At 58.8% G+C, this 12487-nt stretch carries 16 protein-coding genes; all 16 read left to right on the top strand.

What is annotated here, in order from left to right; genetic code table 11:
- A partial coding sequence (locus PMI26_RS31790; RefSeq protein ID WP_238540792.1) for a hypothetical protein occupies positions 1 to 201 on the top strand: 201 nt, incomplete at its 5' end.
- Between the two features lie 286 nt (positions 202 to 487).
- The gene (locus tag PMI26_RS24870) at positions 488 to 838 is read left to right on the top strand and encodes a phage holin family protein (protein ID WP_007971119.1); all 351 of its coding nucleotides are present in this window, start codon (positions 488 to 490) and stop codon (positions 836 to 838) included.
- Between the two features lie 47 nt (positions 839 to 885).
- Entirely contained in the window at positions 886 to 1410 is a 525-nt protein-coding gene (locus tag PMI26_RS24865) for a hypothetical protein (protein ID WP_007971121.1), read from the top strand.
- Between the two features lie 3 nt (positions 1411 to 1413).
- Positions 1414 to 2025 (top strand): phage baseplate assembly protein V, encoded by a 612-nt coding sequence (locus PMI26_RS24860; protein ID WP_007971122.1) that lies wholly within the window; start codon positions 1414 to 1416, stop codon positions 2023 to 2025.
- A gap of 11 nt (positions 2026 to 2036) precedes the next feature.
- A complete protein-coding gene (locus PMI26_RS24855) occupies positions 2037 to 2369 on the top strand; it encodes a hypothetical protein (RefSeq protein ID WP_007971123.1) in 333 nt (110 codons plus the stop codon).
- A complete protein-coding gene (locus PMI26_RS24850; protein WP_007971124.1) occupies positions 2366 to 3361 on the top strand; it encodes a baseplate J/gp47 family protein in 996 nt (331 codons plus the stop codon). Before PMI26_RS24855 ends, PMI26_RS24850 begins: the two co-directional genes overlap by 4 nt.
- The gene (locus PMI26_RS24845) at positions 3358 to 3993 is read left to right on the top strand and encodes a phage tail protein I (RefSeq protein WP_007971125.1); all 636 of its coding nucleotides are present in this window, start codon (positions 3358 to 3360) and stop codon (positions 3991 to 3993) included. The genes PMI26_RS24850 and PMI26_RS24845 overlap by 4 nt, the downstream gene beginning before the upstream one ends.
- Entirely contained in the window at positions 3994 to 6303 is a 2310-nt protein-coding gene (locus tag PMI26_RS31795) for a phage tail protein (protein WP_007971126.1), read from the top strand.
- Between the two features lie 53 nt (positions 6304 to 6356).
- Positions 6357 to 6785, top strand: coding sequence for a phage tail assembly chaperone (locus tag PMI26_RS24840; protein WP_007971127.1), 429 nt, complete (start codon positions 6357 to 6359; stop codon positions 6783 to 6785).
- 91 nt (positions 6786 to 6876) lie between these two features.
- Positions 6877 to 7086, top strand: coding sequence for a hypothetical protein (locus tag PMI26_RS24835; RefSeq protein WP_007971128.1), 210 nt, complete (start codon positions 6877 to 6879; stop codon positions 7084 to 7086).
- Position 7087: 1 nt separating this feature from the next.
- Positions 7088 to 8254 (top strand): hypothetical protein, encoded by a 1167-nt coding sequence (locus PMI26_RS24830; protein ID WP_007971130.1) that lies wholly within the window; start codon positions 7088 to 7090, stop codon positions 8252 to 8254.
- Complete coding sequence (locus PMI26_RS24825) at positions 8254 to 8760, top strand: phage major tail tube protein (protein ID WP_007971133.1); 507 nt, start codon at positions 8254 to 8256, stop codon at positions 8758 to 8760. The genes PMI26_RS24830 and PMI26_RS24825 overlap by 1 nt, the downstream gene beginning before the upstream one ends.
- A gap of 91 nt (positions 8761 to 8851) precedes the next feature.
- Positions 8852 to 9436 (top strand): phage tail assembly protein, encoded by a 585-nt coding sequence (locus tag PMI26_RS24820; protein ID WP_007971134.1) that lies wholly within the window; start codon positions 8852 to 8854, stop codon positions 9434 to 9436.
- A 128-nt stretch (positions 9437 to 9564) separates the two neighbouring features.
- Complete coding sequence (locus PMI26_RS24815) at positions 9565 to 11892, top strand: phage tail tape measure protein (protein ID WP_007971135.1); 2328 nt, start codon at positions 9565 to 9567, stop codon at positions 11890 to 11892.
- A complete protein-coding gene (locus PMI26_RS24810) occupies positions 11892 to 12275 on the top strand; it encodes a phage tail protein (protein WP_007971137.1) in 384 nt (127 codons plus the stop codon). The genes PMI26_RS24815 and PMI26_RS24810 overlap by 1 nt, the downstream gene beginning before the upstream one ends.
- Positions 12268 to 12480, top strand: coding sequence for a tail protein X (locus PMI26_RS24805; RefSeq protein WP_007971139.1), 213 nt, complete (start codon positions 12268 to 12270; stop codon positions 12478 to 12480). The genes PMI26_RS24810 and PMI26_RS24805 overlap by 8 nt, the downstream gene beginning before the upstream one ends.
- Positions 12481 to 12487: the final 7 nt, after the last annotated feature.

Below are 12487 nucleotides of genomic sequence, written 5' to 3' on the forward strand. Positions count from 1 at the left end.
GCTAGGTTTTCACACAGCCTGCCCGAGCGGGTTTTTTTTCGCCTGCCAAAAGCGCGTCATGACCTGTGTGGCTGGGGCTTTCATGCGTTAGCGCAAAACAAATGCATAAATAAATGCATTTGTGCATTGACTGTATATGCATCCATGCATATTCTTTGTCTCAAGCCGCTCGACAAAGCAGCTCGAAACGAAGCTCTTTAGTTCCACCACACAGGCAGCGATGAACCGGCCTTAACGGTTCAGAGGGTTGGCAACTGACCCGGGTGTGCAGCGTAAAGCACCAGAAGCAGTTATCCGGCGGGCAGGGGCCGCGGTCGGAGGAACAATTTGAATCGATCCGTACCGCGCCAGTAGCGCCGAAAGATCAACGCGAAGGACCGCATTACTGAAAAGCCCGGCTCATACCGGGCTTTTTGGAATGCCTACCTGAAAAATGAAAGCGTTTGACCCTTACACAACATTCATCAATCACCCCGGGAGGCGTGACATGACAAACGAGCAACAAGCGTTGCTGGACATGCCGATCTGGCTCGTCATCGTCCTCGCCTTGCTGGGCGGGGTGTCCGGCGAAATGTGGCGCGCCGACAAGGAGGGCGCCCGCGGCTGGTCATTGCTGCGACGCCTGGCCTTGCGCTCCGGGGCCTGCATGATCTGCGGGGTCTCGGCAATCATGCTGCTGTATGCCGCCGGCGTGTCGATCTGGGCGGCGGGGGCTTTTGGTTGCCTGACGGCGATGGCCGGGGCGGATGTGGCCATCGGGCTTTATGAGCGCTGGGCGGCCAGGCGAATAGGCGTCTGTGAAGTGCCAGCCCGTGATTCTCGTCCCGACCAACAGTGAAATGGCTGGCTGATCGAGCTCGCCGAAATAAGAACAGGACGTCCAATATGCCCTCCATCATCGAAAAACCTTCACAGTTTTTGGCTGCCATTGCCTTGGCGCTGAGCAACTCGGCACTCGGTATAAACGTCGGAAGTCATGAGGACTTCACGGAAGTCGGCGAACGACCGTGGGTCCTGATCACCATTGAGCGCGACGCACCTGGCTGCCCTGCCAGTGATGGGCGTATCGCTCATGTTTTGACGATCTCGCTGCAAGTTGTTGCGCAAGCCATGCAGGCTGGCTCCGGATTGGCCGCTTGTGATCTGGCCAGTGCACTCAAGGATCTGGCCACGGATAACCGCTGGGGGCTGCCGAAGGATCAATGCGACCTGCCGCTGAACCTCGACGCCATTCCTTCAATCCTCATCAGCGAAGCACGGCAATACCCGACCTGGACCCTGTCCTTTAGCCAGGCGCTCTACCTCGGTCCGCTTCTGCTGGACGACCCCCTGGGCACTCCGAAGTTTGCCCGTACCTGGGAAGTCTCGAACATCGACGACCCGGACCAATACACGGAACTGGAGGGATGAGCCATGTTCGATGCGCTTTTAAGTCTACAGCTTGGCCCGATCATTGAGCGTCTGGCTGAGATGGAGACCGAGTTTGAGGATCTCTACCGGCGTACTGACAGTCTGTGTCGCGTTGGTGTGTGCCAGGAGGTCGATCCGGTCGGCAACACTTGCCGAGTCAGGCACGGTGAACTGCTGACGCCGGCCATCCGTTTTTTCAACCCCAGTGCGGGGGGGCAAAGTGAGACGCGACTACCGTCCGTTGGCGAGCAATGCCTGTTACTCAACCACGGCGGTGGCGAAAGCAGCGCCCAATCCGTTGCGTTGTTCGGGCTGAACAGCAATCAGTTTCCCCCTGTCTCGACACAGGCATCGCTGACGCGTCGCCTCTATCGGGACGGCACTGAAAGCAGCTACGACGACGTCAGTCATGTCCTGCACTGGAAAAACGGCCTGGCGCTGCTGACCGCCTCTCGCGAAGTGCTCGAGTTGAAAATCGGCCCGGCGCGAATGGCGATGACTTCTGAATCCATTGAACTGCAACTGGGTGCGGCGGGGATGCGACTCGATGCTTCCGGTGTGCACCTGAGCGGCCCCTTGGTCGATCACCAGGGCCGCGTCATCAGCACTGCATAAAGAGTTTTCCCATGATTGGAATTGATCGTAATACAGGCGCGGCGGTCGACGACTGGCCTCAATTTGTGCAGCGCGCAACCCGCGCGCTGACCACGCCGTTGGGTACACGTCAGAAGCGTCCTTTGTATGGCTGCGCCATCCCGGATTTGTTGGGGCAGAACCTCGGTGACGACTTGTTGATCCTGGCCCAGAGCCATGCCGCGCAAGCGTTTTACAACCATCAGAACGGCATCGGGGATTTTCAGCCAGATGTCATTGTCGCCAGTCGCCAGGGGGCGGGGTTGATGCTGCGTTTCTCTGGCACGTGGAAAAACCGCAATCAAACCTTCGAGGTGGTGACATGAGCATGTTGATACCGGGGCAGAACCAGTTGTCGGAGCCGGCCATCGTCGCCGTCGACGCATTTGAGGATCTGCTCGCAGAGTTCAAGACGTTTGTCGTCGAGTATGTGGGGGCCCGCTCCCCCGAGAGTGCGGCAACGCTCAAGCTCAGCCTTGAGAATGAAAGCGAGCTGCTGACTTTGGCGTTAGAGGCGTTTTGTGTGCGTTTGCAACTTCACGAACGCAAATACAACGCACGGATCAAGCAGATGCTGGCGTGGTGGGCTACCGGTAGCAATCTCGATGCCCGCCTCGCAGACATGGGCCTTGAACGCCAATTGCTGGATCCTGGTGACCCGGTGGCGTTTCCGCCGGTGGCCCCTGTGTATGAGAGCGACGACGATGCCCGGTTGCGTTACTACCTGGCACCCCACGCACCGGCCGCCGGTTCGCGGATGCAGTATCGCCGGGAGGTTTTCACCCTCGGCGAGCGGCCAGCAGTGAAGGTGGAAACGGCAACCGCGGGTGAGGTAACTGTCACGTATAGCTTCTCCCCGGACGGCTATGCCGCGCAGATCAAGGACGGTAATGGACGACGTACGGCTCCCGGCGAAGTGAGGGTCACAGTGCTTTCGCGGGAGGGCGATGGTACGGCCAGCGACGATTTGCTCGAGGGTGTACGCCAGCACTTTTCCCGCCCCGATGTGCGGCCGGAGACCGATCGGGTCACCGTCCAGGGCGCTCATATCCAGAACTACAAGATCCGCGTGGTTGCCAGGATCAACGCCGGCCCTGATTCGGGGCTGACGAAAGCCGCTGCACAACAGCAGTTGCAAGTTTATGCCGACAGTTGCCATCGCCTCGAAGGGCGGGTCGATCCGAGCTGGATCGACTACACGCTGCATAACGCCGGGGCGGTTCAGCTGGAAATTATTGAACCTATCGAGCCGATTGTGACGACGGCCTTCGAGGCGCCTTATTGCACGGGTGTCGAGGTGGAGGTGCTCACCCTATGAGTGATCCAACGCCTCGTATGAGCCTGTTGCCGGCCAACAGTTCACCGTTGGAAAAGGCCCTCGATATCGGTTTCGGTGTTTTGCTTGATCGCATTGCTCCGCCGTTCCCCGAACTGATGAACCCTGCGGCGACGCCCTTGGCGTTTCTGCCTTACCTCGCGGCGGACCGGGGTGTCAGCGAGTGGAACGCTGAGGCAGTAGAGCTGGAAAAACGTTTGACGGTGGGGCTTGCCTGGCCCACCGCCCGGCAGGCCGGCACGCGGCAGGCACTGGAAAATGCCGCCAAGGGCTTGCGCTTGATGCCTGAGGTGCGTGCCTGGTACGAACAGACGCCACCGGGTACGCCCTACAGCTTTTCCGTCAGGGCTTTTACCGATCAACCCTACAGCGAAGAGATCGACGCACGTCTGGACCGACGCCTGGCGGACGCCAAAAGCGAACGCGACAGCGTGTCGGTATCGGTCGGCTTGAGTGCCTTTGGCAGGCATGTCATCGGCGCGACGACCGTCTGTGGGGAGCTGGCGACGGTTTATCCGATTGTCATCGAAGGGCTGGAGGCATCGGGTGAAGTCTTTTTGGCTGCCGGTCTCTACACCGTTGAAACATCCACTATTTATCCTCAGGGGGCCTGAATGGCTGACTATTACACCCTGCTCACCAATGCAGGGATTGCTTACGAAACCGCCTGCAAGGCCGCGGGCGTTCCTATCAGGCTGTCGCAGATATCGGTCGGTGACGGCGGCGGCACGGTCTACAACCCGGCGGCGACCGCCACGGCACTCAAACGCGAAGTGTGGCGCGGGCCACTCAATGCATTGTTCCAGGACGAAAAAAACCCGAGCTGGTTGCTGGCCGAGGTGACCATCCCGTCGGAGGTGGGTGGCTGGTATGTGCGGGAAGCGGGGCTGTGGACGGACACCGGGATTCTTTACGCGATCGTCAAATACCCTGAGTCGTTCAAGCCGATTCTGGCGACCTCGGGTTCGGGGAAAGAGTTTTACATTCGCTCGATTTTCGAGACCAGCAATGCTTCGCTGGTAACGCTGTTGATTGACGATACGGTGGTTAAAGCGACGCGAGCCTGGGTCGCGGACTATGTAGCGGCAGAGCTGGGCAAGCTTGATGCCAAACAATCGGTACGAGTAGCAACCACAGCGAACATCGCTTTGACTGGCGCTCAAATGATCGATGGTGTGGCTGTTGTCGCGGGCGATCGTGTCCTGGTCAAGAGTCAGACCCTGGCAAAGGACAATGGCATATGGGTCGCGGCTGTGGCGGGCTGGACCCGTGCAAAGGACGCCGATTCAAGTGCTGAAGTAACGTCAGGGCTGACGGTCTCTGTTGAGCAGGGGAGCAGCAATGCCGACACGATCTGGCAACTGGTCACCGATGGCGTGATTGTTCTCGGCACCACGGCCCTGACCTTTCAGAACGTGACCCAAGGATTTGCACCGATCGACTCGCCAGCGCTGATCAGCCCTACAGCGAATACGCCGGCGCAATTCGACAACTCGCAGTTGTTGATCAACTCGGCCTATCTGAGACGTCGCGGCGTGGAGTTTGGCGAATACACCAACTACTCCACGTCCACGGTCATGACCCTGGCGGACGTCGGTAAACTTGCGTCCTTTGCGGTTACTGGAACGGCGACAGTGACCCTTCCTGTCGGCGGAGGTGTCATTCCGCGAGGTGCGATGGTCTACCTCGTGTGCGGCCAGGGAGCTCTCACCGTCACTTCGGGCCCTGGCGAGATCATCGATGCGGTGAACTATCTGGGGAATATTTCGCTCGTGCAAGGAGATACGGCGGAGTTTGTCCGGGTTGGCAATTTGTGGCGTTTGATTGGCGGCTCTGCCGCACTCAAGTATGCCGGGATCATGTCGGGTCCGAACTGGACAACGCAACCGTTGTTCGACGACTCCAAAGCGATCGCCACGACAGAGTTTACCCGGCGCAGCCAGGGTAACTATCGTGGCTTTACCAGCCTGACCGCAGCCACGACGCTAACCACCGCGGCGGTCGGGTCGATCGTAACGGTGATCGGGTCGTTCCAGGTCACGCTGCCCGCGGCCAATGCGCTTGCGGCTGGCGGCGCGATCAACTTTCGCAACATTGGTAACGGTGTGGTCAACGTGGTTTGTGCCGGGGCTGATGCGATCAATGCCGGCAATGGCGCACAAGTCGCGAGCATTGCTATGCAGCCGGGTGCGACCCTGGAATTGGTCAGTAACGGCGCGACGGCCTGGTGGGCGGATGGATCGGCTCAAATGCAGTACGGGCGAGTATTCGGCTATACCCCGGATCAATTCGACAACAGCAAGTTGTTGGCCACTACTGCGTTTGTCCAGCAGGCACTTGGCAATTTGCCTGGCGATCCGACCTTGATCGCTGGAAATACAGTGCTTACTGCCTCACAGGCTGGGGGGCTATTCATCGTTGGTGGTGCCTGGCAATCAACTCTTCCTGCCCTGACAGCAACGCCCAATGGGGCAGTGTTCCATTTTCTGTTCACCTCAAGCGGCGCACTGATTAAGGGGAATGGCTCTGAGATTATCCAAGGCCTCACGGGCGGGAATCTGTATTCCCCGTTGATCGGAGAAAAGGTCAGCATAGTTAAGCGAAATAATGCGTGGTACTTGGGAGGTGGAGGGCTTGGCGCAGAAGCTTTCGCCGTCAATCCTGGTTCTAGCGGTTACCAGAAGCTGCCGAGCGGGTTGATTATCCAGTGGGGCGATACTGCGCCGGCCACGGCTGGGGACTTGGTGAATACCTTGCCTGTTGCGTTCCCGAATGCTTTCAGAAAGGTACTGATCAGCCAAGGATATACAGCGGGGAGCAACTCTGTTGGTTACGCATGTGCAGGCGTGTTGACGCAAGGTTCCTTCGTGTGGCGCGGCAATATTGTGGGGAATGGCAGTCAATACATTGCCATTGGCAACTAGTCCGACTGCCCGATGTGTGACTCTGTTTATAACTGCCCATTGAGAGGCGACATATGACCATTTTTTCGAGCAAATCGACTCGCAGTTTTTTTGACAATGCCATCAGTCTTGCTCTTCCACACGATGCTGTTGAGATCACGCACGATCTGCATGCCAGTCTTCTTGAAGGGCAAGTCGCAGGCCAGATAATTGACTTTGATGTTGAGCCGCCTGTGCTGGTCGACCCGCCGCCAGCTTCGCCTGAGGTGTTGGCGGCTGTTGAGAGGCAATGGCGCGATGAGCGTTTGCTGGCGACCGATGGTTTCGTGTCGCGGCATCGTGACGAACTGGAAGGCGGGTCTGCTACCACGCTGACCCTTGAGCAATACAGCAGGTTGCAGCAATACCGTCAGGCATTGCGCAAATGGCCGGAGGCGGGCCAGTTTCCGATGTTCGATCACCGTCCGTTGTCACCGGATTGGTTGGCTGAACAACTCACATAACGCCCCGCACCGCCGGGGCGTTTTCCAATCCGGCAAATATCACCCAACAGCCCCTTTCCCAAGGGGCTTTTTTGTTTATGGAGAAACAGAAATGACAGAACGCCAAACGTACACCGTGCTCCGTCCATTCCCCATTGGGGGTGGGCACTGGTCGAGCATCGGCCAGGAACTGAAGTTGCTCGATGTGGAGGCCAGCGCGTTGCGCAGCGCCGGTCGCCTTGAACGGAAGAAAAACGAGGCGGACGAATCGACCGCCGAATCCAACCCGGCCAAAAAGGCCACCACCAAGAAGGCTGAATAATATGGCTGAGGTTCTGAACTTCGAACACAACGGCATTAGCGTCAATGCCACCGAGTCCCCCGAGGCCATGGGTGGCCTGGGTGATAACGTCATCGGTCTGATCGGCACCGCGCCGAAGGCCGATCCGCTGATTCCGCGCAATGCGCCATTTCGCATCAACAGCTTCACCACCCAGGCACTGCTCGACCCAACCGGCGCCGAAGAAGGCACGCTGTTCCATGCGGTTTTCCAGATCCTGAAAGTGGTCAAGGTGCCGGTTTACGTGGTCATCGTTGACGAGGGCACAACCCCGGCCGACACGCTGAACAATGTGATCGGCGGCGTCGATCCGCTGACTGGCCGCAAGCTCGGTCTTGCTGCACTCAGCGGCGTGCCAGAAGACCTGACCATTATCGGCGCACCGGGTTTTACCAGTACCAAGGCGGTGGCCAGCGAGTTTGCCTCGTTCGGCAAGCGCATCAAGGCGCGCGTGGTGCTCGACGGCAAGGATGCCGCCGTTGCCGATCAGGTGACTTACAGCCAGGAACTGGGTGGTGCGGAACTGGGTTTCGACCGATGCCTGCTGGTGCACAACATGCCATCGGTGTACTCCAAGGCGGCGAAGAAAAACGTGTTCCTGTCGCCTTCGAGTCTGGCCATCGCTGCGCTGGCCAAGGTCAAGCAATGGGAAAGTCCGGGCAACCAGGTGACCTTCGCCGAGGACGTTTCCCGAGTCGTGGAATACAACATCCTCGACAAGTCCACCGAGGGCGATCTGCTTAACCGCTATGGCATCAGCTACTACGCCCGCACGGTCCTCGGCGGTTTCTCGCTGCTGGGTAACCGCTCCGTCACCGGCAAGTTCATCAGCTATGTCGGCCTCGAAGATGCGATCAGTCGCAAGCTGGTAAAAGCCGGCCAGAAGGCCATGGCGAAAAACCTGACCAAGTCGTTCATGGATCAGGAGGTCAAGCGCATCAATGACTGGCTGCAAACCCTGGTCGCCGACGAAACCATTCCAGGGGGCAGTGTCTACCTGCACCCGGAATTGAACAGCGTCGAGAAGTACAAGAACGGCACCTGGTACGTGGTCATCGACTACGGCCGCTACGCGCCGAACGAACACATGGTTTATCAACTCAATGCCCGCGATGAAATCATCGAGCAGTTCCTGGAGGACGTTCTCTAATGTTTACCAACCGCGTAAGACAGGCCATCGCGGCCACCCTGCAAGGCCTGCCGTTGTCGGCGACTGTGGATGAGTTCACCCCGCCGAAGATCGAGTTCGAGATGGAGGCGATGGCAGGCGGCCGCTTTATCGCCGAGGAAATGGCCAAGAGCGGCAAAGTGCTTGGCGCCAAGCTGGTCCTGCAGGGGGCAGGGCCGGAAATCATGCTGTCACTTGGCGTGACGCCGGGCGACGACATCCTGCTGAATGTGCGTGAAGCCGGTCAGGACCAGGACGGCAATACCTGGTTCACCTACCACACCGTCGGCGGCAAGCTGAAGTCCCTGGAAGAAGCCAAGCTGAAGATGGGCGATAAACCCACCACCACGCTGGAACTCACCTGCCGTACCTACAACCGTCTGGAAAACGGCATCCCGGTGATCGACATCGACGTGCGCACCCAGAAGTTCATGCTCAACGGCGTCGACATCCTGGGCGACGCCCGTCGGGCGGTATTGCTGCCGTAACACCTCACTGAACTTCCCCCATGCCGCCTTCACCCGTCGGTTCGCCGACCTGCTGCGGGCGGCTTTCCTGATTCTTCAAGGAATTCATGCCATGTCATGGACACCTCCAAAGCATGTTCTGTTGTCGCCAATCACCGGTGATGATGGCGCACAGATCGCGCAAGTCCAGCTCAAACCGTTGTACTACGCGGCACAGAAAGAAGCCCTGGCCCGTGCCGGTGATGATGAGGACGACCAGTTCTTCGAGCTGGCATTGCTGGCCACCGGGCTGTCGGCCAAGGAACTCGATCAACTCAAACGCCCGGACTACGTGAGCATCGCGCAATACGTTCATCAAATGTCGACCTTGCCGTCCTCGCACTTCCTGGCACAAGGCGAAGACGCGGCAAAACCGTCGGCCTCCCCCGATGAAGTGACCCTGCTGCAACCCCTCGCGGCAGCGGGGCGCACGCTGGCTTCATTGACCCTGGAAATGCCGGTGCTGCGCGCGACCAAGGCGATGAAGAAGCTCAAGACGGCCAAGGAACGCGCCGAGTTCATCACTGCCCACTGCACCGGCCTGATGCTTCCCGACCTGGCCTCGCTGACCGTGCCCGACTGGACCCAGCTGCAGGTGCGCATCGACGATTTTTTAAACAAACCGGCGGACTTCTTTCGGAGCGCGACATCGAAATAATCCTCGATGTGGTGCCGCTCATTTACCCGGTAAGTGAGGCGGAGATTCTGGAGTGGGACGCTGGCAAGGCATTACGCCGCTACGACATCGCGATCACTCGCCTTGGCGTGAAACAGGAGTAGAGCGGGATGGCGGACGAAAAGTATTCGCTAAGAAACGCGGCCATCAATCCAGGGGGGGCGGCGTTCGGTAATATCAGGCTGGATGCAGCCGTAGAGGCGAGTCTTTCGCCAGTGCAAGTCATGGGCGTGTTTGCTGCGCAACAAATCTCCACTCTTGGTCTGACGTTGGAAGCGCTTGGGCAAAAAATCAGCCTGCTGACCACGGCTATCGAGTCATTGAGACTGAAACTGTCGTCTCAGCGTTCGTTGTCGCAATCTCCTGGTGTCGATGCCAAAAATGAGTCGGTCAGTGAGCAAGCGGATCCAGACAAGCCTGGTGGCCGTATTGAACCGCCGGATCTGCTCAAACCGATGATAGAGATTGACTCGGCCATGGCCGATCTGAGGCAAGCCGCCCGGTTCAACCCGAGCCAGAGCAAGGAGGTGCTGCAACCAATTCTGATCATGAGCACCGCTCCGCTGGTGGCAGCCGGCGGGACGAGTCTGGTTGATCTGCTGAAGATTGAGAGCCTGGCTGCCAAGGCAGGGATTGTCAGTAATCTGCCCAGTGCCTCGGACCGTCAAGTTGTACTGCATAATTTCGCCAGTGATGCTGCGGTCACCGCAACGGCGTTCAAAGTGCCGGCCATGGAAGTCGCAGAGATGATGGTCGGTTGGCGAAACTCCATGAAGCTCACCCGTGAGGCGTCCTTTGATCTGGCGGACGCCATCAACTATTTGGGCAAGAGCCCCGGGGATGCCACGGCGGCCGACATCGGTGGCGTCTTGCAGCGTGACGGCGGTGCTGCTACGGCGGCAGGCCTGACGCCCGCTCAAGCCGCTGCACTGACAGCGGCATTGTTGAATACCGGAACGCAAAAGGCCGATGCTGGCGCCGCTCTCAGTCATATCGTTACCGCGATGGGCAAGGGCGACAAGGTGTCCGCGACCGAGCGTGCGGCATGGCAGCAGCTGAATAATCTTAACCCCGCAGTCGTGGCCAGCGAGTTGCGCCAGGACGGTAACGCACCGGGCGTTGTAATGTCGGTGCTTGCCGCACTGAACAACCAACCTGCCGAGGTGCGCTCATCGTTGGCGACCACGTTGTTTGCCGACAGTGGTGAAGCGGCGTTGCGCCTGTCGAACAGTCTTTCCGAGGTCAACGAGGCTTTCTGGCAGGTGTTGGATAATCGCCAGTACGCCACATCGAAGCTGAGCAACGGGGGCTCGGTGCAGCAGGACGCGCTGGCACAATCCATGACTCAGCAGGGCCAGTGGAATCTCTTGAATGCGCGTAACGAGCGCCTGTCCACGGTCGCCAGCCGTGAACTGACTCCGGTGGCGGATAGTGGGCTGGCTTCCCTCGGTTCTCTGATGGACCTTCTGACTGGACTGGCTGAAACCTATCCGAAAACCGCAGCAGGCATCGTGGTTGTAGCGGCGGCTGTAAAACCATTGATCAGCGAATTGTTCAAGGCTGTGGGGGATGAATTAGTCAACCGGGCGGCCAAGCGTGTGCTGGATGGCGCGGCTGCGAGACTGCCTCGCCGATTGGGTAGGCTGATCTCCGAGGACGTTGGAAAAACTGACCGCTCGGAAGAGACAGTCAAGTCGGACAAATCGGAAAAGTCGGACAAGTCGGAAAAGTCGGAAAAGACAGTCAAGTCGGACAGGTCGGACAAACTGGACAGGCCGGACAGGCCGGACAAGCTGGACAAACCGGATGTGAAGGCCGGGAATCAACGTCCCGAAGCCGTTGGGGAACCTGGGAAAAACATCGGTAAACAAGGTATTCGCTCAGTCACGGTTCGTCGTTTAACTGGAGCGACGGCTTCATTGCGCCCGGTCTCTCGCAATGCACCAGGCGCACTGAAGTTTTTGAGTGCGGCCGCCGATGTGGTTGAAGGCGTGCTTGCCGGTGATAAACGAATGGTGACGACAGGGCTGGGCGCGGCAGGTGGCGGTTGGGCGGGAACTACCGCTGGCGCGTCTTTGGGGGCCTCTTTGGGCAGCGTTGTGCCGCTGGTCGGCACGGCTATAGGCGGCGTTGTCGGGGCGTTGGTAGGCGGCTGGATTGGAAGTGAGTCGGGCGAATGGCTGGGTGAAAAAATAGCCTCCACCACCGATCGGCTCGCGGCCCCGGATCAAGTCAGTAAAAGCATCAGCGATTCCCAGACAACCCATCAGCAAAACAACTTGACCGCGAACATCTACATCAACGGTCAGGATCAGGCCAGTGCCAGCCAATTGGCCAATCTGGTGGTTCAGCAAATCACCGGACAATTCGGGCTGATGACCCTGCCTAACTCACTCGCGATGCGAAGCGACGCGGCCCTGACCGATGGAGGTACGTAATGCGCCAGCAAATGGTCCTGGGCAGTTTCATTTTCGGCCTGTCCAGAAATTTTGCCTACAGCACCCTGCTACGCAAGTCGGACGGTGGCTGGACGAACATCGATATCCTCACCAGCAAGCCCAAAACCACGCAGACCGGCCAGGGCCTGCAAACCCTGACGATCACCGGCAAGTCGATGTACGCGACCGCCATGGATCGACTCGATGAATTGCGCGCCTTGCAGGCCTTGCGCACGCCGTTGCCATTGGTGGATGGCATTGGCCGTAACTGGGGCCTGTGGCGGATCAGCAGTCTGTCGGAAACCCAAAACAACATCATCGATGACGGCACCGCGATGGTGGTCGACTGGGTGATTGAATTGATGGAGTTCGCCAATGCGTAGGGTTCGAAGCATCGCCGGTGATTCGGTGAATCTGTTGTTGTACCGCGAGCTTGAGCGTTGTGACGACGCTGCCGAGGAAGCGCTGTGGCGTCTTAATCCGGAGCTTGCCGAGCACGCTGCGGTACTGCCGGCAGGGGTGTGGATTGTTCTGCCGGAGGTGGACTCAAAACCCGTTTCACCCACACCGGTTTCGGCCTGGGATTAAGGAGGCG

The organism is Pseudomonas sp. GM33 (assembly GCF_000282295.1).
Lineage (GTDB): Bacteria > Pseudomonadota > Gammaproteobacteria > Pseudomonadales > Pseudomonadaceae > Aquipseudomonas > Aquipseudomonas laurylsulfatiphila.